General features: G+C 67.7%; 19 protein-coding genes, 2 tRNA genes and 1 other RNA gene. 9 read left to right on the forward strand and 13 right to left on the reverse strand.

The annotated features are described in order from the left end of the window. Positions 1-184 precede the first annotated feature (184 nt). Positions 185-1,126 carry a Dyp-type peroxidase gene (locus JJ691_RS33250; protein WP_249227174.1) on the forward strand — a complete coding sequence of 314 codons (942 nt, stop codon included), beginning with the start codon at positions 185-187 and terminating at the stop codon, positions 1,124-1,126. A gap of 22 nt (positions 1,127-1,148) precedes the next feature. Here JJ691_RS33250 and JJ691_RS33255 read toward each other — a convergent pair whose 3' ends face one another. Next, a complete protein-coding gene (locus JJ691_RS33255) occupies positions 1,149-2,753 on the reverse strand; it encodes a helix-turn-helix transcriptional regulator (RefSeq protein WP_211763533.1) in 1,605 nt (534 codons plus the stop codon). Between the two features lie 639 nt (positions 2,754-3,392). Between JJ691_RS33255 and JJ691_RS33260 the strand changes: the two genes are divergently transcribed. Then, positions 3,393-3,884 carry a CAP domain-containing protein gene (locus JJ691_RS33260; RefSeq protein ID WP_211763534.1) on the forward strand — a complete coding sequence of 164 codons (492 nt, stop codon included), beginning with the start codon at positions 3,393-3,395 and terminating at the stop codon, positions 3,882-3,884. Between the two features lie 372 nt (positions 3,885-4,256). On the opposite strand, the gene ssrA is transcribed toward JJ691_RS33260, so the two are convergent. The 8 genes from ssrA to JJ691_RS33300 form a co-directional block, all read right to left on the reverse strand. Continuing rightward, positions 4,257-4,630, reverse strand: a transfer-messenger RNA (tmRNA) gene (gene ssrA, locus JJ691_RS33265). A 58-nt stretch (positions 4,631-4,688) separates the two neighbouring features. Beyond that, complete coding sequence (locus tag JJ691_RS33270) at positions 4,689-5,543, reverse strand: DMT family transporter (RefSeq protein WP_249227175.1); 855 nt, start codon at positions 5,541-5,543, stop codon at positions 4,689-4,691. A gap of 222 nt (positions 5,544-5,765) precedes the next feature. Continuing rightward, positions 5,766-6,647, reverse strand: coding sequence for an amidohydrolase family protein (locus JJ691_RS33275; RefSeq protein ID WP_249227176.1), 882 nt, complete (start codon positions 6,645-6,647; stop codon positions 5,766-5,768). A gap of 78 nt (positions 6,648-6,725) precedes the next feature. Continuing rightward, positions 6,726-7,202 (reverse strand): SsrA-binding protein SmpB, encoded by a 477-nt coding sequence (gene smpB / locus JJ691_RS33280; protein WP_211763536.1) that lies wholly within the window; start codon positions 7,200-7,202, stop codon positions 6,726-6,728. A 33-nt stretch (positions 7,203-7,235) separates the two neighbouring features. Further along, complete coding sequence (gene ftsX, locus JJ691_RS33285) at positions 7,236-8,138, reverse strand: permease-like cell division protein FtsX (RefSeq protein ID WP_211763537.1); 903 nt, start codon at positions 8,136-8,138, stop codon at positions 7,236-7,238. A gap of 63 nt (positions 8,139-8,201) precedes the next feature. Further along, positions 8,202-8,891, reverse strand: coding sequence for a cell division ATP-binding protein FtsE (ftsE, locus tag JJ691_RS33290; RefSeq protein ID WP_211763538.1), 690 nt, complete (start codon positions 8,889-8,891; stop codon positions 8,202-8,204). 107 nt (positions 8,892-8,998) lie between these two features. Continuing rightward, entirely contained in the window at positions 8,999-10,102 is a 1,104-nt protein-coding gene (prfB, locus tag JJ691_RS33295) for a peptide chain release factor 2 (protein ID WP_211763539.1), read from the reverse strand. A gap of 199 nt (positions 10,103-10,301) precedes the next feature. Further along, a complete protein-coding gene (locus JJ691_RS33300) occupies positions 10,302-10,802 on the reverse strand; it encodes a PadR family transcriptional regulator (protein WP_211763540.1) in 501 nt (166 codons plus the stop codon). 270 nt (positions 10,803-11,072) lie between these two features. Between JJ691_RS33300 and JJ691_RS33305 the strand changes: the two genes are divergently transcribed. The 5 genes from JJ691_RS33305 to JJ691_RS33325 all read left to right on the forward strand — a co-directional run bounded on the left by JJ691_RS33305 (position 11,073) and on the right by JJ691_RS33325 (position 18,795). After that, positions 11,073-12,053, forward strand: coding sequence for an ABC transporter permease (locus JJ691_RS33305; protein WP_211763541.1), 981 nt, complete (start codon positions 11,073-11,075; stop codon positions 12,051-12,053). A 13-nt stretch (positions 12,054-12,066) separates the two neighbouring features. Further along, on the forward strand, positions 12,067-12,999 hold the full coding sequence (locus tag JJ691_RS33310; RefSeq protein WP_211763542.1) for an ABC transporter permease: 933 nt from the start codon (positions 12,067-12,069) through the stop codon (positions 12,997-12,999). Between the two features lie 73 nt (positions 13,000-13,072). Next, positions 13,073-15,244, forward strand: a complete 2,172-nt coding sequence (locus JJ691_RS33315; protein ID WP_249227177.1) for a dipeptide ABC transporter ATP-binding protein — start codon at positions 13,073-13,075, stop codon at positions 15,242-15,244. Positions 15,245-15,249: 5 nt separating this feature from the next. Further along, positions 15,250-16,926, forward strand: a complete 1,677-nt coding sequence (locus JJ691_RS33320) for an ABC transporter family substrate-binding protein (protein ID WP_211763543.1) — start codon at positions 15,250-15,252, stop codon at positions 16,924-16,926. Between the two features lie 177 nt (positions 16,927-17,103). Further along, on the forward strand, positions 17,104-18,795 hold the full coding sequence (locus JJ691_RS33325; RefSeq protein WP_249227178.1) for an ABC transporter family substrate-binding protein: 1,692 nt from the start codon (positions 17,104-17,106) through the stop codon (positions 18,793-18,795). Between the two features lie 240 nt (positions 18,796-19,035). Here JJ691_RS33325 and JJ691_RS33330 read toward each other — a convergent pair whose 3' ends face one another. After that, on the reverse strand, positions 19,036-20,733 hold the full coding sequence (locus JJ691_RS33330) for an ABC transporter family substrate-binding protein (RefSeq protein ID WP_211763544.1): 1,698 nt from the start codon (positions 20,731-20,733) through the stop codon (positions 19,036-19,038). Between the two features lie 118 nt (positions 20,734-20,851). On the opposite strand from JJ691_RS33330, the gene JJ691_RS33335 reads away from it, so the two are divergent. Then, complete coding sequence (locus tag JJ691_RS33335; RefSeq protein WP_211763545.1) at positions 20,852-21,778, forward strand: hypothetical protein; 927 nt, start codon at positions 20,852-20,854, stop codon at positions 21,776-21,778. Between the two features lie 227 nt (positions 21,779-22,005). Continuing rightward, positions 22,006-22,194, forward strand: a complete 189-nt coding sequence (locus JJ691_RS33340) for a hypothetical protein (RefSeq protein WP_249228302.1) — start codon at positions 22,006-22,008, stop codon at positions 22,192-22,194. Between the two features lie 290 nt (positions 22,195-22,484). On the opposite strand, the gene JJ691_RS33345 is transcribed toward JJ691_RS33340, so the two are convergent. From JJ691_RS33345 to JJ691_RS33355, 3 genes are all read right to left on the reverse strand, one after another. Beyond that, a tRNA-Met gene (locus JJ691_RS33345) sits at positions 22,485-22,558 on the reverse strand. 509 nt (positions 22,559-23,067) lie between these two features. Further along, positions 23,068-23,141 (reverse strand) — tRNA-Met (locus tag JJ691_RS33350). Between the two features lie 68 nt (positions 23,142-23,209). Then, on the reverse strand, positions 23,210-26,176 hold the full coding sequence (locus JJ691_RS33355; protein WP_211763547.1) for a UPF0182 family membrane protein: 2,967 nt from the start codon (positions 26,174-26,176) through the stop codon (positions 23,210-23,212). Positions 26,177-26,254 lie beyond the last annotated feature (78 nt).

The following is a 26,254-nucleotide window of genomic DNA, read 5'->3' on the forward strand; positions in this document are numbered from 1 at the left end:
ACGTCGTGCCTTTCTCGGTGTAACTGGTGCCATGGCAGCAGTTGGCCTCACCGCCGGGTGCGAATCGCGTTCCGCCCCGTCGGGCCAGGTCGATGCCCCTGCGTCGGCCACGCCGGTGTCCCCGACGGGTCGCTATCAGGCGGGCATCACGCTCCCACAACCGGCCCAGCCCAACCTGTTGGCCGTGATCGCCGACGTCGCCGACGGCGTGGCTGTCGGCCCGTTGCTGGCCGAACTCGGCCAGACCATCCGCGCTCTCGCCGCGGGTACCGAGGCGCGCCTGATGGGTCTACCGCCGGGCGATCTCACCGTGACGATCGGGGTGGGGCCCAGGCTGGTGCGCATGGTCGATCCGTCCCTGCCGGGCGCGGCGGATCTCCCCGAGTTCTCCCGCGAGCAGATCGCCCCGCAAGCACGTGGCGGTGATCTCCTGATCCAGATCTGTGCCAGCGACGCCGTGGTTGTCCCGGTTGTCGCCGCCGCGCTGCTGGGCCAAGCCGGTGACCGTGTGCACGAACGCTGGCGGCAGTCCGGCCGCCGCGGCGCGAACATTCCCGTGGACCAGGACCGGACCGCGCCACGAAACGTGTTCGGCTTCATCGACGGCATCGTGGGCCCGCACACGACTGCCGAACAACAACGAGACCTGTGGCTGGCCGGACCGACTCCGGTCGCCGGCGGCACCATCGCCGTGCTGCGGCGGATGGAATTGGACCTGCCGCGGTTCGCCACGCTGTCGGTCGGCGACCAGGAGGCCGTCTTCGGCCGTCGCCGAGTCACCGGCGTCCCGCTCTCCGGTGGCGCCATCGCCTCGGACCCGGACCTCGGCGCCAAGACACCGGACGGGCGCTACCTCATTCCGGCAGACGCCCATATCCGCCGGGCGCACTCCAACGTGGTCGGCGTCGGGCTCATGCTCCGGCGCTCCTACAGCACCGACGAACCCGTCCCCGGTCTCCTGTTCGTCAGCTTCCAGAACGACCTGCGAACCTTCACCAGCACCCTCACCCACATGGACAATTCCGATGCGCTGCTGCGCTTCACCACCACCACAGCCAGCGCGACCTTCCTGATACTCCCCGGTTTCGACCAGCAACGTCAGCTCGGCGCCCCCCTGTTCCACTGACCAATCAGTCCATAGTAGACAGTCAGAGCACGCCGAGTTCGTACGCCCGCATCAGCGCGTCCTCCCGGCTGGACGCGTCGAGCTTGCGGTAAGCGCTTTTCACCTGCGTGCGCACGGTGTTGACGGACACGACGAGCTTGCGCGCGACCTCCGCGACGGTCAGGCCGGCGTCCAGTTCGGTGAGCACGACGTGCTCGCGGTTGGTCAACTCGACCAGGCGGATGCGCTCCGGGAACACCGGCCGGGCACCGGCCAGACGCCATGTCGCCTCGTCCGTCAGGGGAATGTCGACCAGCTGGAACAGGTCGTCGCGATCAGCCGGCGACAACGACGCGAGCGAAAGCACGTCATCGGGCGAGCGCACGCGGCTGACCAGCTCGCCTGCCTGGCGGGCCTCGTCCTTGTCACCCATGCGCAGCGCGGCGATCGCCCGGAGCAGCAGCATCTGCCGGGCGTCCCGGCGCGATGTGGTCTCGTGCCAGGACGTGCGCGCAGCCATCGCGCGGACAGCCTCGTACTCGCCGTTGAGCAGGCGGAGTCGGGCGGCGGGCAGTGCCAGCCACGACGTCTGCGGATCCGCTTCCTTGATCACGCGGAGCGCGCGGGTGGCCTGGCCGGTGGCGATCAGCAGATCGACGTGGGCGCGTCGCATCACCCTGACGGCGGTGCCCTGTTCGACGAGTGCGGGCGCGTGACTGAGCCGGAGCTCGCCCAGGTGGGCCAGCGACGCGGCCGGATCGCCGAGGTACAACCCGCGCGCGAACACCAGCGCCGCCACGAAGGGCCAGACCTCCAGTTGCTTCGTGCCGTCGCCGGTGATCTCCAGGCAGGTCGCGAGAGTCGCCTCGTCGTAACGGTCCAACGCGTCCCAGCCCTGCGCGATCGTCCCACCCGCGGTGAGCAGGAACCGGACCCGCTGGTGTGGCGATTCGAAGTCCCGCATCCGGTCCAGCCACTGCCGCGCGAGGGCGCCGTGACCGAGATGTCCGAAGATCATGGCGAGATTCGCCGTCGCGTTGAGGGCCGTGGCCGCCGTTGGCGGCTCGACCGTCGCGTGCTCGTACGCCTGGCGGTACAACGCGACCGCAGCCGGAAAGTCGTCCATCAACGACCGGGTCAGGCCTCGCTGCATGGCCAGCCAGCCGGGGCGCGGCACCGGGTCGACGCCGGGCAGCGGGCTGAGCTGCGCGGCGCGGCTGGCCAGGCGCTGCCCCAACTCCTCGGCCTCGGCGCACTCGCCTTTCATGCGCAACCCGATCATCGCCGCGGTGCCGACCGTGACGAGTGCCGCGATCGACGTCTCGCCCGCGATGTCCATCGTCGCCACCAGGCGGGTACCGAGCTCGGCGTAGTGGCGCAGGTACGGCCGAAGCTCGCCGGCATGTGGTTGGTTCGCCGCGTAGTAGGCGCCGATCCACGAGATCATCAGGCGGGGACGAGCGCGTAACTCCTCGTCCGGCACCTGGCTCAGCACGAGAAGCAGCCGACCGGCGAGTTCGCCCTCCACCAGGATGTGCTGGTCACACAGGGCTTCGAGCCCGGCCCAGTCGCGCTGGTCGGCCAGCCTGGCCAGTGTTTCCGACAAGTCGGCCACCGAGACACGAACGGGCTGCGTGCTGTGCGGCACCGTCTCCGCCCTCCCCCAGGCCTGGCCGATGGATCTCGCTCTCAAGCGGAGGCGTTCGGGTGTCCCGCCCCGTTCACTCCTCGTGGCCAAGACATCAACTTGGCACGCAGACGCAGTAGCCGTCATGTCCGACAACCGGGTGAACTTGGCCTCCATGCAGGTCAACGGGTGGACGCGATGACCAAACGTGCCCACCTGACCACCAAGGAATGGCCGAAGCCACCGTTGCTGAAAGTTACCCCGACGCTCATCAGCGAGAGCGCTCGGGCGCGACCCAGCTGGCCCTCGATGACCCGGCCCGCAACCGCCGCCGGGTTGCCGCGGCCAGTTCGTCCTCGGTGGAACACAGACCGCCATGCGGCGGCATATTTCGCCAACTGTCACAATCTGGGCATCAGTATCCAGCCGATCCACCACGGTTCGTTTCGTTATTCCACCGGATTAGAAACTACAGCCGTGTAGTCGTTTGACACAATCAACAACAGCTGCACGATCCATATTTGCAACCCCGCCGCATTTCAGTGGCAAATGTGGACAGGTGACCAGTTTGCGCCATTACTGGCCCCTTTAAAGGTTCCAACCTTGGCATAACCTTGCAGATTCCGACACGCGAAGGAGATTCCTAAGGAGATTCCAGTGATGGGACGATTGGGGAGGATTGCGCTGATCCAGGTCGCCGTGGTGGGGTCGGTGCTGGCGGCCGGCCTGTTCGCCACACCCCCGGCCGGGGCGTCGGTCAAGACCGCCCAGGACGACGTGGTGCGGTTGACCAACGCCGAGCGGCAGCGGGCCGGGTGCGCGCCACTGAACGTCGTGACCGAGCTCAACCAGGCGGCGCAGGGCCACTCCCAGGACATGGCGACACACAACTTCATGGGTCACATAGGTTCCGACGGCAGCACGGTGGAGGTCAGAGTCGAACGTGCCGGCTACACCGGCTGGTGGGCGCTGGCCGAGAACGTCGCAGCCGGGCAGCGGACGCCGGAAGCGGCCGTCGCCTGGTGGATGGGCAGCCCGGGCCACCGCGCGAACATCCTGAACTGCGCGCTGAAGGACATCGGCGTGGGGTACGCAACGAATCCCAACAGCACCTACGGCGTGTACTGGACGCAGAACTTCGGTAGCCGGTAGGAGCCGTTCGGCGGCAAATATGGCTCGGTGACCGGTATGCGCCGCCAGTAGCCCCTTTGCAGGTTCCGCCCCAGGGGAAATTCACAGTTTCTGATCTTGGCGTGAAGTCCACCCGGGGCACCCACGGGCATTGCTGAACGGCGTTGGCGCGCCCCCCGGCGGCGATGGCGCAGCCGAGCCCGAAGGGAGGTGTAGCGACGCGAAGCCCTCCCGCCTGAGCGCAGGGCGCGCCCCGTGGGCGATGGCGCAGCCGAGCCCGAAGGGAGGTGCAGGGGGGCGAAGCCCGCCCTGCCTGGGGGTGTGGGGCGCGAGCCCCACTAGGTAGCCGGAACGAAAAACGGCTCGTGCTCTCCGCGAGCACGAGCCGTCCATGAGTGGAGGTGCCGGGAATCGAACCCGGGTCCTCTGTCGCCTCATCAGGGCTTCTCCGTGTGCAGTCCACTGTGTCTCTACTCGGCCCCACCGTTCACGCGGACGAGACGGTGTGACGGGCCCAGTCGCTGTGGTTGTCCCGCAGTCCCCCGCGACCGGGTTCTGCGGTTTAGCCTCCTAGCTGATGCCGGCTACCGGGTCGGAGGCGCTCCCGGGCCGACAGACTCACTCAGGCTGCTCAGGCAGCGAGAGCGAAGTCAGCGCGACTGTTAGTCTTGGCGCTTATTTTTTTGCGGCGACGCTCAAGGTGGTCTCTCGCCTGCACCTACACGCTTCCCCTGACTCAACGCACAAAGTCGAAACCGTTCACCCCCTGGTCGTGGGTCTGTCACCGGTAAGCATAACGTCTCCGAGCTCGCGGTTCATCCCGGTTCACGCGAGGGCGGAGCCGCCGGCGATGAGGGTGACTGAGATCGCGGCGAGGGCGAGGCCGACGCGTTGGACGCGGCCGGTGCGTTCGCCGAGGACGATGCGGGCCATGAGCACGGTGGCGGCGGGGTATAGCGAGGTCAGGACGCTGACGACGGCGAGTAGTCCGGTGCGGAGGGCGAGCAGGAACGCGGTGTTGCAGACGGCGTCGAGCAGGCCGGCGGTGAGGGACAGGGCGACGGCGGAGCGTTCCGGCATGCGGAATTGGCCGGCGGCGAGGGCGGCGGCGAGCACGAGGGCGGTGGCGGTGCCGCGGGAGACGACCAGCGGCCAGAGGCCGCTGTCGTGGGGCAGTCGGTCGAGCAGCACGAAGTAGACGGCGAAGGCGGCGCCGGAGCCGATGGTGAGCCAGCCGACGCGGGCGGTGAAGCGGACGGGGCCGGCTTCGTCGACGGCGGTGCGTTCTTCGCGGCTGACGAGGACGACGGCGAAGACGGCGAGCAGGGCGCCGCCGATGGCGATGGCGCCGAGTTGTTCGCCGGTGACGAGGCCGAAGATGAGAGGCAGGCCGGCGACGAGGAGCGCGGTGAGCGGGGAGACGACGTTCATGGGCCCGGTGGCCAGGGCGCTGTAGAACCAGATGATGGCCAGCCCGTTGGCGGCCCCGCCGATCATGGCGATGAGCAGGTCGTAGCCACCTAGCTGGCCGCCGGCGAGCGGGGCGACGAGCAGCAGTCCGGCCAGGCCGACGGGGTAGGTGAGGAGCACGACACGCAACACGTGGGTTCGGCGGGAGGCGAGCCCGCCGACGAAGTCGCTCAGCCCGTATCCCAGCGCCGCCACCAGCGCAAACACCATCGATCCCACGGTCACATCATCCAACAACCGGGGTATTTACGGAATCCTTACCCACCTGCCGGACAGATCACACCTTTACTAGGCCATTCGAGTGAATCCGACGGCGACGCGTCAGAGTTGGGCCCAAAAACTGTCCTTCACAGTGAGGCCGTCCACTCCCGCATCGGCGGCCCCACCCGAGGCCCCCGTTCACCCCCAGGTCTAGACCGGACGGGGGCTTCTCTACGCCCCGAGGCCGAGCAGCCGGGCCGGGGTGTCGTGCAGCACCCGCCGCAGGAAGTCCTCGCCCAGCCCCCACGACTCGATGGCCCGCAGCTGCGTCGCGTAGTCGTACGGGATGTTCGGGAAGTCGGTGCCCAGCGCCACCCGGTCGCCGAGGTCGGCCAGCCGCGCCGACCAGTCGGCCGGCAGCGGCGACATCCGCTGCGAGAACGGCGTGCCCACCATGGTGGTGTCCAGAAAAACGGTTTCATACGACGCCGCGAGCCGCAGCGCCTCGTCGAACTCGGGCATGCCGGCGTGCGCGAGCACGGCCACCAGCCGCGGATGCCTCATCAGCACCTGCTCGAACAGCTTGAGCCCGGTGTACTCCCCCGGCACCGGCCCGTGCCCACAGTGAATCACCACCGGCACCCCGGCCTCAGCCAGCAGCCCCCACGCCGGTTCCAGCAGCGGATCCCGCGGATCGTAGGAGCCGACCTGCACGTGCGCCTTCACGCACCGCGCGCCGGCCGCGACCGCGGCCCCCAGGTACTCGGCGACCCCCGGCTCCGGATACAGCGTCGCGGTCGGCACGGCCCCGGGCGTCGAGGAGCCGAACTCCATCGCCCACTGCGTGAGCCACTCCCCCATGCCCGGCTTGTGCGGGTACACCAGCGGCGCGAAACCCTTTACCCCGAACGACTTCAGCACGGCCAGCCGTTCGGCCTCGGGCAGTCGGTAGTGGATCGGCCACTCCACGCCATAGTGGACGGCGGCGTCGTCGAAGTAGGCCCAGACCTTGTCCATCACCCGCGTGGGCAGGAAGTGCACGTGCAGATCGATCAAACCGGGCAGGCCCAGCGAACGGACCCACCCGGCGATCTCACTGTCATCCCCCAGCACGCCGCCCCCTCCACCGCCGACACAAGAGACGGCTCGGCCCCAAAGGGGCCGAGCCCGCCCCGCCGGAGGCGGGGCAATTCAACGCCGTCCCTTGGCCCAGCGGCCGATGGCGCGGCTGGTCTCGCGTTCCGCGTCCCGCTTGGCCAGCGCCTGGCGCTTGTCCCAGGTCTTCTTGCCCTTGGCCAGCGCCAGCTCGACCTTGACCTTGCCGTCCTTGAAGTACATCGACAGCGGCACCAGGCTCAGGCCGCTCTCCTTGGTCTTGCCGATGAGCTTGAGGATCTCGGCCTTGTGCAGCAACAGCTTCCGGTTGCGGCGCGGCTCGTGGTTGGTCCACGTGCCCATCTCGTACTCGGTGATGTGCAGCCCGCGCAGCCAGACCTCGCCGTCGTCGACGGTGGCGAAGGCGTCCACAAGGGACGCCCGCCCCGCCCGCAGGCTCTTCACCTCGGTGCCCATGAGGACGACACCGCACTCATAGGTGTCCACGATGGAGTAATCGTGGCGCGCCTTGCGGTTGGTCGCGATGGCCTTGCGGCCCTGTTCCTTGGGCATGCTCTGATTTTACGTCCGGGCCACAACCGGTTACTACAGCCGCACGTACAGCCGCAGGGTGATGTAGCCGGTGATGGCCGAGATGACCACGGCCACGCCCAGCAGGATCGGCGAGATGGCCACCACGTCCAGCAGGTCCAGCCGTGGCAGCACGCCGGAGGCGATCGGCCCGGACAGGGCACTGTCCAGGAAGAACACCTTGGCCAGGCCGAGTCCGACGATGCCGAGGATGGAGCCGATGATGCCGGCGACCACGGCCTCGATGAGGAACGGCAGCTGCGTGTACCAGCGGGTGGCGCCGACCAGGCGCATGATGCCGACCTCGACTCGACGGGTGAACGCCGACACCTGGATCGTGTTGGATATCAGCAGCACCGCCGCCGCGGCCTGGACCAGGGCGATCAGGAACACCGCGTACCGGACGCTGTCCAGGATGCCGAAGAAGCGCTGCAGGAACACGCCCTGGTCGTCGACGGTCTTCACGCCGGGCTTGCCGGTGAACGCCTTGACCAGCACGTCGGCCTTGCTCGGGTCGGTCAGCTTGACCTGCAGGGTCGCCGGCAGCGACTCGGGCCGGGTCAGCCGCAGCAGCTCCGGCTCGGCCTGGAACAGCTGCTGGAAGCGCTGGAAGCTCTGGTCCCGGTTCTGGAAGGTGACCGTCTCGACGTTGCTCGAGCCCTGGAGCTGGCGCTGGAGGTCGGCGCAGATCGACGACGAGCAGTTCTTGTCGTTGGCGCTGATGTCGTCGGTGAGGCTCACCATGACCTGCACCTTGTCGGAGTAGATCAGCTGCATCTTGTCGATCATGCGGACGATGAGCAGACCACCGCCGAGCAGGCCGAGCGAGATCGCCGTGGTCAGGATCATCGCGATGGTCATCGTGATGTTCCGGCGCAGCCCGGTGATCACTTCGCTGAAGACGAAACTGGCACGCATCGGGGTTGACGTTCCTTGGCTCGGGGATTCTCGGTCGCCCGCGGGGGACGGGCGCGGCGGTGGCTAGCGGCCGATTCCGTAGACGCCCCTGGCGTCGTCGCGGATGACCCTGCCGTGGTCGAGCTCGACCACCCGACGCCGCATGGAGTCGACGATGGAGTGGTCGTGCGTGGCCATCAACACCGTGGTGCCGGTGCGGTTGATCCGCTCCAGCAGCAGCATGATGTCCTGGCTGGTGTCGGGGTCCAGGTTTCCGGTCGGCTCGTCGGCGATGAGCACCAGCGGCCGGTTGACGAAGGCGCGGGCGATCGCCACCCGCTGCTGCTCGCCGCCGGAGAGCTCGGTGGGCATCCGGTCGGCCTTGCCGTCCAGGCCGACGAGCTGCAGGACTTCGGGCACGACCTTCTGGATGGTGTGCCGGGGCTTGCCGATGACCTCAAGGGCGAAGGCGACGTTCTCGGCGACCGTCTTGGTCGGCAGCAGCCGGAAGTCCTGGAAGACGCAGCCGATGGACTGGCGCAGCCGGGGGACGCGGCGCCGGGCCATCTTGGCCACGTCGAAGTTGGACACGTAGACGCGCCCCTTGCTGGGCACCTCTTCGCGCAACAGCAGTCGAAGGAAGGTCGACTTCCCCGAGCCGGACGGGCCGATGAGGAACACGAACTCGCCCTTGCCCATCTCGACACTGACGTTGTCGAGCGCGGGCCGGGTGGAGGTCTTGTAGACCTTGCTGACGTGTTCGAGCCGGATCACGGTTGGGGAGCGTACCCGCGACCGTTATCGGGTCGACATCTAGCCCCGTCCGGGTGAGGATTTGACAGGTTTACCTCACGCCGATTTCACGAATTCCCGGCAATTCGTCACTGCCCGGAGCTGCGCCGCCACCGGATGCCAGCCTCCAGGAAGCCGTCGATGTCGCCGTCGAGCACCGCGGTCGGGTTGCTCACCTCGAACTCGGTGCGCAGGTCCTTCACCATCTGGTACGGGTGCAGCACGTAGGAGCGCATCTGGTTGCCCCAGCTGGAGCCGCCGTCGCCCTTGAGCGCGTTGATCTTGGCCTGCTCCTCCTGCCGGCGCCGCTCCAGCAGCTTGGCCTGCAGCACCGCCATCGCCGAAGCCTTGTTCTGCAGCTGGGAGCGCTCGTTCTGGCAGGACACCACGATGCCGGTGGGGATGTGGGTCAGCCGCACCGCCGAGTCGGTGGTGTTGACGCCCTGGCCGCCGGGGCCGGACGAGCGGTAGACGTCGACCCGCAGGTCCTTCTCGTCGATGTCCACGTGGTCGGTCTGCTCGACCACCGGCACCACCTCGACGCCGGCGAACGAGGTCTGCCGGCGGCCCTGGTTGTCGAACGGCGAGATGCGCACCAGGCGGTGCGTGCCCTGCTCGACCGACAGCGTCCCGTACGCGTAGGGGGCCTTGACCTGGAAGGTCGCCGACTTGATGCCCGCCTCTTCGGCGTAGGACGTGTCGTAGACCTCGGTCGGGTAGCCGTGCCGCTCGGCCCAGCGCAGGTACATGCGCATCAGCATCTCGGCGAAGTCGGCCGCGTCCACGCCGCCGGCCTCGGAGCGCACCGTGACCAGGGCCTGGCGCTCGTCGTACTCGCCGGACAGCAGCGTGCGGACCTCGAGCTGGTCGATGTCCTCGCGCAGCTTGGTCCGCTCGGCCTCGGCCTCGGCCACGCTGTCGGCGTCGCCGGCGTCCTCGGCCAGCTCGTAGAGCACCCACACGTCGTCCAGCCGCTGCCGGACACCGCTCACGCGGCGCAGCTCACCCTGCTTGTGCGAGAGCTGGCTGGTGACCTGCTGCGCCTTCTCGGCGTCGTCCCACAGGTCCGGACGGGCCGCCTCCGCCTCCAGGCGCTCGATGTCCGCGCGCAGCTTGTCCAGGTCCATGACGGCCTCGACGCTGGCGAGAGTCGCGGACAGTTCCTTGAGGTCGGCTTCGACGTCCGGGTTCACAACAAACAAGATTACGTCAGCTGGAGGTAAGCAGGCGCGCTCGGGGGTCCGGGGGCTTGCCCCCGGCGTGGGGGCGTGGGGGCCGGGCCCCCACAAGACACTCCGAGCGACGTGGTCCGCGCTTTCCGCGGACACACGTCGGCAGTCGGGGGGTAACACCGCTGAGGCGGTCGCCTTCAGCGGTGCCACACCCTCCAATTCAGCTCGTCGGAATGCTCTCCAGGAGCTTCAGCACGGCCTTGGCGTGGGCGAGCGCGAACTCGGCGACCGCCTTGGCGTACGGGTCCTCCGCGGTCTTCGCGGCCGACCGGTGGGTCTCCTGCTCCGCCCCGTAGACCACCTTGGCCGACTCGACCAGACCGGCGCGCTGCTTGGGCGTCAGCGAGCTGGCGTGCACGAGCCGCAGGATCAGCGGCGAGCGCAGGTGGTCGGGACCGGGTTCGGTGGTCAGCCAGGTCTTGAAGGCCTTCTTGCCGGCAGCGGTGATCACGTACTGCTGGCTGGAGCGCGGGCCCTGCTTGCCCAACTTGAGCAGGCCCTGCTCGGCCAGCGCCGGCAGCTCCCGGTAGACCTGGCTGCGGGTCACGCTGAAGAACGCGCCGAAGCGCTCACCGGCCGCCGTGACCAGCTGCCCGCCGGTCTTGGGACCGTCGTGCAGCAATCCGAGCAGTGCAGCGGCAGTTGCGTTCAGTTCAGACACACCACTACGGTGCCACGGCATCGAGCGGCTGTCCACAATGGTCTGCCGTTCAGTCCACAGTGGCTGATCACCGAATGGCCTTGCCGTTGCGCCGTCCGGAGCAGCGAGCAGGCGCTTCGTTACCCAATCGGCGCAAGAATCGGGCCGGTGGAGGGTGGCGTGGCACTGGGGGTAAGCCGCAGAATCCCCCGGGTGACCGCTGGGACCACCACATACACATCCTTCCACCGACGGACGCGGATCCGTTCCGCCGTTGGGAGGAGCTAGCCGATGTTCGGCTTCCTTGTTCGCCGACTGATCAATTACATCGTGCTCTGCGTGGTGGCGACATTCCTGTCCTTCACGCTGTCCTCGATCTCGTTCGACCCGTTGAGCCTGCTCAGGCAGCACAACCCGCCGCCGCCCGCGGCGACGATCGAGGCCAAGCGCGTGGAGCTGCATCTGGATCAGCCCATCCCGCTGCGCTTTCTGACCTGGGGCGAAGGCGTGCTGCGCGGGGACTTCGGCGAGACCACGACCGATCACCAGATCACCGACGAGCTGTGGCGCCGGATCGGCGTGAGCCTTCGGCTGTTCCTGCTGGGCATCACCATCGGCATCACGCTGGGCGTGCTCATCGGCGTGGGCAGCGCGGTCCGGCAGTACAAGCTCTTCGACTACATATCGACTTTCTTCTCCTATGTGATCCTGGCGACGCCGGTGCTGGTGCTCGGCCCGCTGGTGAAACAGGTGGCGCAGGCCATCAACAACGCCACCGGCAGCGAATGGCTGCAGTTCACCGGTGAGTACAGCGGAACACTCGACCCGGACGCCGGCTGGCTGGCCTCGTTCGACGAGCGGCTGCGCTTCCTGATCGTGCCGACGGTGACCATCGTCCTGGGCCAGATCGCCTACTACAGCCGCTACCAGCGCAGCGCGATGCTGGACGTGCTGGGCAGCGACTTCCTGCGCACCGCCCAGGCGAAGGGCCTGACCCGACGGCGCGCGTTCTTCAAGCACGGCCTGCGCACCGCGCTGATCCCGATGGCCACGTTGTTCGCCTTCGGGTTCGGCCTGCTGGTGGTGGGCGGTGTGTTCACCGAGAGCATCTTCAACTGGCAGGGCATGGGCGCCTGGCTGGTGCAGGGCATCAACGACCAGGACACCAACGTGACCGCCACGGTGACGTTGTTCGTGGCGGTCTGCGTGTTGTTGTCCGGCTGGCTGTCCGACGTGCTGTACGCGTTGCTCGACCCGCGGATCCGGGTGTAGGGGGCCAGACGACATGAGCACAACCGTGAACCCGGCCGCCGTCGAGGAAGCCGTGACGAGCAAGCCCGTCTCCCGGGCCGCCCTGGTGCGCCGCCGCTTCCTGCGCAACCGCTGGGCGCTGGGCGGCATCATCGTGATCGTCCTGCTGTACCTGGTGGCGTTCAGCTATCCGCTGTTCTCCCCGTACAGCTACGAGTTCCACGACACCAGCCTGACCTACGACCCGCCGTCGCTGACCCACTGGTTCGGCACCGACAACATCGGCACCGACATGTTCGTGGCCAGCATGCGCGGGCTGCAGAAGTCGCTGACGATCGGCCTGCTGGTGGGCGTGATCTCGACCGCGCTGTCGGCGGTTGTCGGTGCGGCGGCGGGCTTTTTCGGCGGCGTGACCGACCGGGCCCTGATGTGGGTGGTCGACCTGCTGCTGGTGCTGCCGTCGTTCCTGATCATCTCCATCGCCAGCCCGCTGTTCAAGGGATCGAGCTGGCTGATCCTGGTCGTGCTGCTGGTGCTGTTCCAGTGGATGATCACCGCTCGCATCGTGCGCGGCATGACACTGACCCTGAAGACACGGGAGTACGTGAGCGCCGCCCGTTTCATGGGGCAGTCCCCGTGGCGCACCATCTTCAAGCACATCGTGCCGAACATGTCCTCGCTGCTGATCGTGGACGCCACCATCAACGTCGGCAGCGCGGTGCTGCAGGAGTCCGGCCTGAGCTACTTCGGTTTCGGCGTGCAGCCGCCCGACGTGTCGCTGGGCACGCTGATCGCCACCGGCACCGGCTCGGCGCTGACCTTCCCGTGGCTGTTCTACGCGCCCGCGGTGCTGCTGATCGTCACCCTGCTGTCGGTCGCCGTGGTCGGTGACGGCCTGCGCGACGCGCTGGACCCGACCTCGACCCGCGCTCGCCGCCGGGAGAAGCGAAAGGACAAGGTGGCATGAGCGAGCTTGCGAGCGAATCATTCAACACAGAGCGTCCGCGAACGCGGACACCGAGCGCTAGCGAGGTGCAGCAGTGACCGCCTCCGAGATCACGCTGGACGAGGAGCTCCTCGACAACGCCGGCGACGGTCCCGTGCTGGAGGTCTCCGACCTCGACGTCTCGTTCCCGAGCGAGGCCGGCCGGGTGCACGCGGTGCGCGGGCTGACCTATCAGGTGTCCCGGGGCGAGGTGCTGGGCATCGTCGGCGAGTCCGGCTCCGGCAAGTCGGTGTCCTCGCTGGCGGTCATGGGGCTGCTGCCCGAACAGGCCCGGATCACCGGTTCCATCCGCTTCCAGGGACAGCAGCTGCTGGGGCTGTCCGACGTGCAGCTGTCGAAGATCCGGGGCCGCCGGATCTCCATGGTCTTCCAGGACCCGCTGTCCGCGCTGACGCCGGTGTACACCGTCGGCGACCAGATCGCGGAGGCGCTGCTGGTGCACGGCAAGGGCCGGATGTCCAAGCAGGCCGCGGCCAACCGCTCGGTGGAGCTGCTGGACCTGGTCGGCATTCCCAACGCCGCCTCGCGCTCCAAGGCGTTCCCGCACGAGTTCTCCGGCGGCATGCGCCAGCGCGCGGTGATCGCCATGGCGATCGCCAACGACCCGGACCTGATCATCGCCGACGAGCCGACCACCGCGCTGGACGTGACCGTGCAGGCGCAGGTGCTGGAGGTTCTCAAGACGGCCAAGGAGGTGACCGGCGCCGGCATCGTGATCATCACGCACGACCTGGGCGTGGTCGCCGGCTTCGCCGACCGGCTGATGGTGATGTACGCCGGCCGCGCGGTGGAGTCCGGGCACGTCAACGAGGTCTACCAGCAGCCGCGCATGCCGTACACGCTCGGCCTGCTGGGGTCGCTGCCCCGGCTGGACGCGGCCGAGAAGCTGCCGCTGGTGCCGATTTCCGGCCAGCCGCCGTCGCTGGTGGACCTGCCGACCGGCTGCCCGTTCGCGCCGCGCTGCCCGATGGCCGTCGACGACTGCCGCACCGAGGAGCCGGCACTGTCCGAAGTGGACAGCACCAGCGGGCACCGGGCAGCCTGCATCCGCAGCGGCGAGCTGGCCGCGACCGAGGCGGCCGTCGAGGAGATCGAGGGCGTCGAGGCCAGCAACGCGGCCGCGATCGAGGCGGCGGTGGAGGTGTTCGGCGCGGAACTGGTCGAGGAGCCCAAGGCCGCGCTGCGGCCGCGCACCGAGCGCCCGACCGTGCTGGCGGTGGACTCGCTGGTCAAGCACTTCTCGGTGACCAAGGGCGTGGTGCTCAAGCGCAAGGTCGGCACCGTGCACGCGGTGGACGGCGTCAGCTTCGAGGTGCGCGAGCAGGAGACGCTCGGCCTGGTCGGCGAGTCCGGCTGCGGCAAGACCACCACGCTGATGCAGATCCTCGGCCTGGAACGGCCGGCCGCCGGCAGCATCTCGGTGCTGGGCAAGGATGTGTCCACTCTGGACAGCAAGGGGCGCAAGGCGATCCGCCGGGACATGCAGGTCGTGTTCCAGGATCCGCTGGCGTCCCTGGATCCCCGGATGCCGATCGGCGACGTCCTCGCGGAACCCATGCAGGTGCACGGCTTCGACGCTACTCACATCCGCAAGCGAATTCCGGAGCTGCTGGATCTGGTCGGGCTGCGGGCCGAGCACGCCGACCGCTACCCGGCCGAGTTCTCCGGCGGCCAGCGGCAGCGCATCGGCATCGCCCGGGCGCTGGCCCTGGAGCCCAAGCTGCTGGTGCTGGACGAGCCGGTGTCGGCGCTGGACGTGTCCATCCAGGCCGGTGTGATCAACCTGCTGGACCGGCTCAAGGCCGAGCTGGGCCTGTCCTACCTGTTCGTGGCGCACGACCTGTCGGTGGTCCGGCACATCGCCGACCGGGTGGCCGTGATGTACCTGGGCAAAATCATCGAGATCGGCGACGTGGACTCGGTGTTCGGCGCGCCGAGCCACCCGTACACGCAGGCGCTGCTGTCGGCCATCCCGATCCCGGACCCGGTCAAGGAGCGCCAGCGCGAGCGCATCATCCTGTCCGGCGACCTGCCCAGCCCGGCCGACCCGCCGTCCGGCTGCCGTTTCCGCAGCCGCTGTTTCCTGCACGCCACACTGTCCGATTCGGACAAGAGGAAGTGTGTCGAGGTGGAACCGCTCCGGGAGGCCCAGGGGGCGGACCACGAGGTGGCCTGTCACTTCGCTCGGACGAAACAGGTGGTCTGATCACGATGAACCGAAAGCTACTGGGGGCGCTGGCCGTGGCCGCGCTGGTGGCCACGGCCTGCGGCGGAGGGAACTCCGGCGGGGGCACGCTCAAGTCCGACGAGTCGGCGGCCGGGCACAACGACGTCAACGCCCAGCCGGCGGACAAGATCAAGCAGGGCGGCACCCTGCAGTGGCCGCTGGACGCGTTGTCCGACAACTGGAATCCGGCGCAGCTGGACGGCAACACACAGAGCACGCCGCAGCTGGTCAACGCCATGCTGCCGTGGCTGTTCGTCGCCCAGGCGGACAACACGCTCACGCTGAACAAGGACTACCTGGTCTCGGCCGACGTGGTCTCGACCAGTCCGCAGGTGGTCGAGTACAAGATCAATCCGAAGGCCAAGTGGTCCAATGGCCGCGCGATCTCCTGGGAGGACTTCCAGGCGCAGTGGAAGGACTGCAACGGCAAGGACCAGACCTTCCAGTGCAACAGCACCACCGGCCTGGAGAACATCGGCAGTGTCGAGCGGGGCTCGGACGACCAGGACGTCAAGGTCACCTTCGCCAAGCCGTTCGGTGAGTGGCAGAGCCTGTTCTCCCCGCTGATCCCCAAGGAGCTCGGTGTCTCGGCCGACGAGTTCAACAAGGGCTGGGTGGACGCGCCGAAGATCACCGCCGGTCCGTTCAAGATCGGCAAGATCGACCTGACCGCCAAGACGGTGTCGGAGGTGCCGGATCCGGCCTGGTGGGGCACGAAGCCGCACCTGGACCAGATCCTGTTCAAGGTGGTCGGCCGGGACGCCCTGCCCGACGCCCTGGCCAGCGGCGCGATCGACTTCTACGCCATCGGCTCCAACGTGAACCTGTACCAGCGGGCCAAGACCCTGCCGGGCGTGACGATCCGGCAGGCCACCGAGGCCCAGTACAACCTGCTGGACTTCAACGGCGCCGAGGGTTCGGCCCTGCACGACCAGGCCACCCGGGTGGCGGTCGAGCAGGCGGTGGACACCAAGAGCATCGCCAAGGCCCTGCTCGGTCCGATCAGCGCGGACCCGACGCCGCTGGGCAACCACTTCTTCGTCAAGGGCAGCAAGAACTACCAGGACAACTCCGCGCCGATCAAGTTCGACCCGGAGGCCGCGAAGAAGAAGCTGGACGAGCTGGGCTACAAGCAGAGCGGCGCCTTCCGGTCCAAGGACGGCAAGGAGCTCGACCTCAACTACGTGGTCGACGCCGGCAACCCGACCAGCACCGCGGTGGCCAACCTGGTGCAGACCGAGCTGAAAGCGGTCGGCGTCAACGCGAAGATCAACTCGGTGCCGGTGGCCGAGCTGTTCAGCAACTACGTCAACCGCGGCGCCTACGACGTGGTGCTGTACCGCCTGATCGACAACGCGCAGCCGCTGATATCCAACACGCCGATCTTCTACTACACGCCGGGCAACACCCAGACCAACTACAGCGCGATCGGCAACGACACCATCAACAAGCTGCTCGACGAGGCCGGCTCGGAGCTGGACGAGAACAAGCGCGTGGACCTGATCCAGCAGGCCGACACCGAGATCTGGAAGGAGGGGCACATCCTGCCCGCCTACCAGGTGCCCGGCGCCTACGCGGTGCGCAACACGCTCGCCAACTTCGGCGCCTTCGGCTTCGCCGGGAACCCGATCGACTACGTCGACATCGGTTTCCTGAAGTGAGCAGACACAGGTTTTCCTGACGGCCTGGCCCGGCGACAAGCCCTGTCGCCGGGCCAGCGTCACAACTGGGGAGATTTCACCCAAGGTGCACGCCGGGCGACTGGCCGTGACCGCGGGGGCAGGCCATCCGATCGACGAAGTCGCATCGGTTTCGGAGGAACAACGGAGGTCAGTTCGATGGGCAGAAGGAAGGTGCTGGCGCTGGCGGCGCCGGTCCTCGCGGCGGCGCTCACCCTGAGCGCCTGCGGCGGGGGCGGGGGCGGCGGCCAGTTGCCGCCGGCCGACATCAAGGCCGGCGTGAACGACATCAACCCGCAGCCGGACAGCAACATCAAGGACGGCGGCACACTCCAGTTCGCCATCGACTCGCCGTCCGCGAACTGGAACCAGAACCAGGTCGACGGCAACGACGTGGCCAGCGCCCGAATGTCCAACACGCTGATGCCGTGGATCTTCACCGAGGCCGCGGACGGCTCGCTCAACCTGAACAAGGACTACCTGACCTCGGCGGACGTGGTGTCCACCAGCCCGCAGGTGCTCGAGTTCAAGATCAACCCCAAGGCGAAGTGGTCCAACGGCCGAGCCTTCACCTGGGAGGACTTCCAGGCCCAGTGGAAGGCCCAGAACGGCACCAACCCGGCCTACCAGCCCAACAGCACGACCGGCTACGAGAACATCGCCAGCGTCGAGCGGGGCTCGGACGACCAGGACGTCAAGATCACCTTCGCCCAGCCGTTCGGTGAGTGGAAGGCGCTGTTCAGCCCGCTGTACCCGAAGGAGCTGAACTCCGACCCGAACGAGTTCAACACCGGCTGGGTGGACGCGCCGAAGATCACCGCCAACGCGTTCAAGATCGGCAAGATCGACCTGACCGCGAAGACCGTCGAGGTCGTGAAGGACCCGAACTGGTGGGGCAAGCCGGCGCACCTGGACAGCATCCTGTTCAAGGTGCTGACCCGTCCGTCGATGCCCGACGCGATGGCCTCGGGCGCGATCGACGTGGCCGACACCAACGCGCTGCTGGACGCCATCACCCGCTACAAGTCCATGCCGAACGTCACCCTGCACCAGGCGCTCGCGCCGGACACCGTGCACATGACGCTCAACGGCGGCGACGGCCGCCTGCTGGCCGATCAGAAGCTGCGCCAAGCCGTGTTCAAGGCGGTTGACCGGCAGTCCATCGCCAACGCCGAGATCGGCAAGATCACGCCCAACCCGCCGCTGCTGAACAACCACATCTTCGCCAAGGGCACCAAGGAGTACAAGGACAACTCCGGCGGCCTGCAGTTCAGCGCGGACGAGGCCAAGAAGGCGTTGGACGCGCTGGGCTGGAAGCAGAACGGCCAGTACCGGTCCAAGGACGGCAAGGAACTGGACCTGACCTACGTCAGCTCCAGCACGCCCGCCTCGGACGACACCGGCAAGATCCTGCAGCAGCAGCTGGCCCAGGTCGGCATCAAGGTCACCATCAACGCGGTGCCCACCGCCGACTTCTTCCCGAAGTACGTCAACGTGGGCAACTTCGACCTGACCACCTTCCGCTGGATCGCCGGCAGCGCGCCGGTGTCGGGCCAGAAGGGCGCCTACGTGATCGACCTGAAGAACCCGGCCAACGTGCAGCAGAACTTCGGGCACGTCGGCAACGAGGCGATCAACGACGCGTTCAGCAAGGCCGGCTCCGAGCTGGACGACGCCAAGCGGGTGGATGACGTCAACGCCATCGACGCCCAGCTGTGGGATGTCGCCGGCGAGCTGCCGCTGTACCAGGTGCCGGGCTCCGTGGCCACCAAGAAGACCGTGGCCAACTACGGCGCGATGGGCTTCGCCACCAACCCGATCGACTACGCCGCCATCGGCTTCACCAAGTAGTCGTCGGATCGACCGAAAAGCGCCCGGCCGGGTTCTCCCGGCCGGGCGCTTTCGTGTCTGGAACCTGAGTCCGTCTCAGCGACAAGGGCCGGGACGGGGGCACTGCGTGCCACACCGCACCGACCCCCAGTTAGTCAGTGCGGGGCGACGGTGCCACCCGCGTCCCGGCAGTGTCCATGACACACAACGCCACTGTCGGCTCGCTGTCTTGACCCCGCCGCCCCGCTCTGACCTGGGGAATTACTTGGCCCAGCCCATGTCCTGGAAGTGGAAGCTGGCCAGGCCCGTGTTGCCCATGTTGGCCAGGCCGTTGCGGCAGGCCACGATGGACGGCCGCTGGTAGAGCGGCAGCGAGTGGCCCAGCGCCCACACCTGCTTGTCCACCTCGTTGAGCAGCGCGTAGCGCTTGGTCTGGTCCAACTCGGCCGACGCCTGCGCCAGCAGGTCGTTGATCTTCTCGTCGCCGATCCGGCCGACGTTGCCCTGCTCGCCGGCGCCGGTGGTGAACCAGCTCTGGGCGTTGTTGACCGGCGGCCCGCTGTCGCCCATCTGCGCGAAGTTGGCGAAGTCGAAGTCGCCGGGCGTGATGTGCTGGTCGAAGAAGGTGTTCGGGTCGTCCTGCACGATCTGCAGGTCGACGCCGAGCGTCGCGAGCTGCTGCTGAACCAGCTGGGCCTCGTCCAGCGAGGACTTCGCGCCGGCCGAGATGGCGTCCCGGATGGTCAGCTGCTTGCCGTTCTTGCTGCGGAACTTGGCCCCGGCCGGCTGCGTCCAGCCGTCGGCGTCCAGCTCCTTCTTGGCCTCGTCCGGGTTGTAGAGATAGCCGGCCGAGTTGTCCTGGTAGCCGGGGAAGCCGGGCAGGAAGATGTGGTTGCCCAGCGGCTGCGCGTTGGGGATCAGCTGGCCGATTTCGGCCTTGGCGATCGGGTCGCGGTTGATGCCCTTGACCAGGGCGACCCGCAGCTTCTGGTCGTTGAGGATGGAGTTGCCGGCCCCGTTGAACACGATCTCGCGGTAGTTGGGCAGGTTGGCCCGCCGCAGCGTCACGTTCTTCATCGCCGAGGTGCGCTTGTACGCGTCGAGGTTGGACGAGACGCCCGCGAAGTCGAACGCGCCGCTGGCCAGGCCGTCGACCTCGACGTTGGTGCTGGAGTAGTACTTGAAGACGATCTTGTCCAGCTTGGGCTTGTCACCCCACCAGTTCGGGTCGGGCACCACGGTGACGTTGTTGCCGGTCTTGTCCAGGTTGCCGATCTTGAACGGCCCGCCGGTGACCTTCGGCGCGTCGGCCCAGCCCTTGTTGAACTCGTTCGGGTCCGAGGTCAGCGACTTCGGGTAGAGCACGTTGAACAGGTTGGCCCATTCCGCGAGCTTCGGGTTGTAGGTGACGGTGAAGTCGTAGTCGTCACTGCCCTTGCTGATGTCGGAGATGCTGGCGTAGCCGGCCGTGCTCAGCGGCTGGTAGGCGGTGTTCTTGCCATTGAGCGCCTGCCACTGGGACTGGTAGTCGACCCAGGTGATGGGCGTGCCGTCGCTCCACTTGGCCTTGGGGTTGAGCTTGTACTCGACCTTCTGCGGATCGGTGGACACCAGCTTGGCCGATTCCACGTAGTCCGGGTCGGGGCCCCAGTTGCCGGAGGCGTCCGAGATGGCCGGCGTCGGCTCGAACGACTGCACGACCGGCGGGATGTCACCGTTGGTGGCGTCCACCGCGAGCATGTTGAAGTTCGCCGGGTACGCCTCGATGCCCCATTGCAGAATGCCGCCGTCCTTCACCTGGTCCCGCGGCGTCGGGTTGATGTCGTTCTGCCCGATCTGCTTGGTGGGCGGCGGCGCGGAGGAACCTGCCGATCCCCCACAGGCCGACAACAGCAGCGCGGACGCGGTCACCGAAACGGCGACCGCGAGCAGCGCGCGTGGCGTTCGACTCACGAGCATGCCTTCCCCTTGAAGCCCCCAGTTCCCAGTTCGCACCCTATGCAGGCACGGGTCGAGTCTTCCGCGTTTCCCACCCTGCGGGAACCTACGGATGGCGGGCTGGGCAGGATGTCACTCCATGGGCTTTCGGACGCGCGCTGTACGCCACTGCCTGGCCGCCGTGGCCCTTGTCCTGGTCGTCTGCGCCGTGGTGGCCACTTTCTCAGCCCTCACCCTGGCCTCGGCCCGCTCCGACCTGGCCCCGCTCACTGCCCGGGCCCAGGCCCACGTCGCCGCCGTCGACCACGATGCGGACACCGCCACCGTCACGTGGACTCCGCCCTCCGGTCCTCCGGCCCGCGCCACCGTCGAGCTCGACGGCTCGGCGCCCGCCCCTGGCGCCACCGTGCCCGTCGGCTACGACCCCTCGAACCCCTCGCATGCCGTCATCCCCGGCGCGGTGTCCCTCATCGCCGCTGACCGCTCCAGTGGCGAACTTCTCTTCATCGCCATCGTCGCGGTCGTTCTGCTCATCGTCACCGCTGTGCGCCTGCTTTCCCGCCTGGGGCTCACTCGCCGGCCCCAGGTCCGGGTCCCGGTGCGCCGGGTCCGCATCCAGTCCGGTCTTCTGGCCCGCTCGTGGCTGGAGACCGAGGACATTCCCCGCCGCTGGGTCCCCGTCTATTTCGAGCCGGCGTTGATCACCCTCCCCACCCCCACCACCGTCGCCTTTTTCGGTGATCCCCGCCGCAACCGCCTGGTCGCCGCAGTCATCGACGACACCGTGCTCTATCCGTCCGGCCGGGTCGTCAAGGACGACCCGCGGGGCCGGCGGGTCGACAACCCGTCCGAGATCGACGATTCCGTCCGTGCACGCGCCGTGACCACCTTGGGTCTGCTCCCGCAGCTCCGGGCCGACGCCGTCTTGATCGTCCCCGCGCCGCTGATCGGCCTGCTCTGGGCGTTCCTGGATGGCGGCGGCGTCTGGAGTTGGCTCGGCGCCACCGTGATCACCGCGGCGTTGGCCCTCTGGTTGGCCGCTCTCCGCGGCTCCGACCCGTCGTGATGTACACCACATGTAGGCCCACGCCCTCGGATTGCGGTGTTCCGGTGTCACCGGACGGGCTGGATCGTCACCCGTCGTAGCGTCGTACGCCCATCCCAGTGTCCCGATCATCCTCCGAATCGGTGGAGTTGGGCTTGCCCTCTTCGGGTGTCCGCTTTGTCACGGGACCATCACCGCGGGTGGGCGGCTGTCCACCGGAGGTGATGGACGGAGGTGCCACCGTGGGCATGAAGTGGATGGAGCACAAGGTTGTGAAGAACGCCCGTGCTTGGGCCACAGGGGGCATTCCCGGGCAGGCCGGCAAGGACGAGTGCGTGGTGTGCGGGAAACAGATCCGCAAGCACCGCAAGGTCACCGGCGAGGGCCGTGTCTGCTCCGTGGCCTGCGCCCACTTCTGGGTGGAAAACATGAGCTGACGGGCTCCCTGCGCCACCGTGCGCCGGGCCCCAACCCCGGCGCACCCCCATTTCCCAGCACCCACCATGGCGAGCGCAGCGAAGCCACACCGATCTCGGCCAGCGAAGCGAAGCCACACCACTCTGCAAAGCCGGGCGAGCGAAGCGATGCCCGGCGGGGCGAGCGAAGCAACGCCCCGAAAGGGGTGTGGGGGCGAAGCCCCCACCTCGGGGGTCTGGGGGTCGCCCCCCAGAACAAACGCGAAAAATCCCTGTTTGCCGAATAGGCAAACAGGGATCTCCCGGATTTGTAGCGGGGACAGGATTTGAACCTGCGACCTCTGGGTTATGAGCCCAGCGAGCTACCGAGCTGCTCCACCCCGCGTCGGTAGTTATTACTCTAGCCCACCCGTCCACCGCATTACAAATCGCCCCCCAATACCCCACCTGACCAGCACTTCTCCCCCACAGCACCCGAAGCGAGGGCCGAGGCCCAAAGGCCGGCCCCGACGAGGGACGAGAGCCAGGACGGCACACCCAGCCACTCCCGGCCGCGAAGCCCAGGCCTCCCCACACGGGCAGGAAGGCAAGGAAGCAGCTCGCGCGAAGCGCCCAGCCATGCCCCGCTCCAGGCCCAGAAAGGCAAGCCCTCCGCGCACACCGCCCCCACCACCAGGCCGAGCGAAGCGAAGGCCGAACGCACTCCCGCAGGCCGAGCGAAGCAAAGGCCGGCCCCCGCGAGCGAAGCGAAGCGGCACGGGCGACGGCGAAGCCGAGCCCGTGGGGGGTGCAGGGGTCGAAGCCCGCCCTGCCTCGGGGTCTGGGGCGGGAGCCCCAGTGAGACGCGAAAAATCCCTGTCTGTGTTTTCCACAGACAGGGATCTCCCGGATTTGTAGCGGGGACAGGATTTGAACCTGCGACCTCTGGGTTATGAGCCCAGCGAGCTACCGAGCTGCTCCACCCCGCGTCGGTAATAGGAACTATACGGGGTGGTTGCGGCTGGATGCAAATCAGGTGTCGCTCACGTGACGGAGGTCATCTTCCGCCGGTGGTGGTGGGGCTGGCGCTGGTGGTGCCGCCGCCGGCGGCGGTGAACTCCTTGGTGGCGTCGTCGAGGGCCTTGTAGGCGTTGCCGAGGGCCTGGAAGTCGCCGCTCTGTTGGGCGCTCTTGATGGCGGCGAGGGCGGCTTGGATGTCGGCGACGGCCTTGGCCATGTCGGGGCTGGTGGGCTGCCCGGTTGTGGTGGTGGGGCTGGTGCTGCTGCCGCCTGGGTTGCCGGTGTTGCCGCCGCCGGTGGCGGGGGTGGTGCCGCTGAGGGCTTGGTTGAGGGCGTCGGTGAAGGTGTTGGCGAAGCCGATGCCGTTGTTGTAGCTGACGAGCACCCGGGACAGCTGTGGGTAGGAGGTCTGGGAGTTGCTGGCCTGGCTCTGTTCGACGTAGACGGGTTCGACGTAGAGCAGGCCGCCACCGACGGGCAGGGTCAGCAGGTTGCCGTACTTGATGTTGGTTGTCTGCTGTCGGAACAGGTTGAGCTGGTTGCCGTTGGTGGTGATGAACTGGGTCTGCATCTGTTTGGGACCCGGTGTCTGGGTGTCCGTCGGCAACTTGAGCACGGTTATCTTGCCGTAGTTGGGTCCTGGGTCGGAGGCCACGGACACGTAGGCGGACATGAAGTCACGCCCGAGGAACACCAGTGGGCTGGTCAGCTGGAAGCTGGCGGAGCCGCCCCCGCCGGCGGCCGGGTTGCCGGACATCACGTAGTACGGCGGCTGCGGCGAGGTCTGCTGCTGGATGGCCTGCACGTTGGTGGGGTTGTCGACCGCGGTGGGGTCGCTGGGCACGCTCCAAAAACCCACGCTGGAGAAGAAGTTCTGCGGGTTGGTGACGTGGTATTTCGCGAGCAGTCCTCGCTGCACCTTGAACAGGTCTTCCGGGTAGCGGAAGTGGGCGCGCAGCTCGGGACTGATGTCGCTGCTGGGCAGGACGGTGCCGGGGTAGACGGCTTCCCACGCCTTGAGCACCGGGTCGGTGTCGTCGACCGAGTAGAGCTTCACCTGACCGGTGTAGGCGTCCACTGTGGCCTTGACGGAGTTGCGGATGTAGCCGACGCCCTGGTTGGGCTGGCGCGGTCCGTTGCCGGTGGAGTTGAGCGAGTCGGAGGTGGCGTCGCCGAGCTGGGTCTGCTGCGAGTACGGGTAGTTGGTGAGCGTGGTGTACCCGTCGACGATCCATTCGATGTTGCCGTCGACGACCGCCGGGTAGGGGTCGCTGTCGAGGGTGAGCCAGGGCGCGACGTTCTTCACCCGGTCGGCCGGGTCCCGGTAGTACATGATCTTCGAGTTGTCGGTGATGGCCGAGTTGAACAGGATGTTCCGCTCGCCGTAGTACGCCGCGAACACCAGGCGGTTGAACCAGTTGCCGATGGAGACGCCGCCGCTGCCCTGGTAGGTGTACTTGGTGACGTCGGTGTCGTATTCCTGGCCCTGGCTGGGATTCTGCCCGTCGGGCCCGCCGACGATGGCGTAGTCGGTGGTGTCGCCCTGCAGCTCGCCGTAGTAGATGCGGGGCTGCTTGACGCTGATCGCGCCCTCGTTGACCTTGCCGTCGGTGTTGAGCTCGCTGACGGTGAAGTCGGGGTAGCCCTGGGAGTTGACGGTGCTGGCCTTGGCCGCGACGAAGCCGTTGCCGTGGGTGTAGACCAGGTGCTCGTTGATCCAGTTCTTCTGGCTGTCGGCCAGCCCGTTGGTGTTGATCTCGCGGGCGGCGACGATGTAGTCGCTGGTGACGCCGTTGACCGTGTAGCGGTCGATGTCCAGCTTCTGCGGGAAGTCGTAGAAGTTGCGGCCCTGCTTGAACTGCTTGAACGTCTGGTAGAGGGCGCTGGGGTCGAGCAGCCGGACGTTGGACACCGTCGGCACGTCGGACTTGATCTGGTCGGGCGTCGCGGTCGGCTGGTTGTTGTAGTCCTTGTAGCTGACCTTGTCGTCGCCCAGCCCGAAGGCGTCCTTGGTGGCCGCGATGTTGTACGAGATCGGCACGGCCTCCTTCTCGTTGGCGTTGGGCGCCACCGAGAACTGCTGGAGGACAGCGGGCCAGGCCACGCCGATCAGCAGGCTGGACAGCACCAGCAGCGCGGTGGCGATGGCCGGCAGCTGCAGGTTGCGCAGGAACGCGCCGGCGAAGAAGGCGGCCGCGCAGAACACGGCGATGCACAGCAGGATCAGCTTGGCCGGCATGACCGCGTTGAGCGCGGTGTAGTTGGCCCCGAAGGCCTGCGGGTTGCTCTGCGAGAACAGCAGGTCGTAGCGGTCGAAGTAGTAGGCGACCGCCTTGAACAGCACGAAGACGCCGGCGATCACGGACAGCTGGATGCGGGCCGGGCCGGACAGCTGGCCGCCGCGGCCGGCCAGCCGGATGGCGCCGTACAGGTAGTGCGTGATCAGCGCGGCGAAGAAGGACAGCGCGGCCGCGACGAACAGCCAGTTCAGCACCCACTCGTAGAACGGCAGCGTGAAGACGAAGAAGCCGACGTCGATGCCGAAGATCGGGTCGGTCTTGCCGAAGCTGGTGCCGTGCAGGAACAGCTGCGCCTGCTGCCAGTCGTTGATGGCGGTGACCGCGGACAGGAAGCCGATGACGGCCGGGATGCCCAGGCCGAACAGCTTGAGCCGGCGGCTGATGACCATGCGGTAGCGCGACACCGGGTCGTCCGGTCCGGACAGCGGCACGAACACCGGGCGGGTGCGGTAGGCGACCAGCAGGTTGGCCCACACCAGGCCGCCGACGACCAGGCCGACGACCAGGAACAGCACCACCTGGGTGACCAGCTTGGTGGTGAACACCGACTGGAAGCCGACCTCGCCGTACCAGAGCCAGTCGATGTAGGTCGACAGCACCCGGGAGCTGAGGATCAGCCCGATCAGGACGATCACGCCGACGACGATCAGGATGCGGCTGCGTCGGGACAGCGTGGGTAGTCCGACGGGAGGCCGGTTTGCCACGGGGCACGCTCCTACGGTTGCGGTCGGCGTCTCGGGTCGCGGCCCGCTCGGGCCGTTCCACCTGTGACAACTCTACGG

The sequence above is a fragment of the Kutzneria sp. CA-103260 genome, assembly GCF_018263855.1.
Taxonomy (GTDB): domain Bacteria; phylum Actinomycetota; class Actinomycetes; order Mycobacteriales; family Pseudonocardiaceae; genus Kutzneria.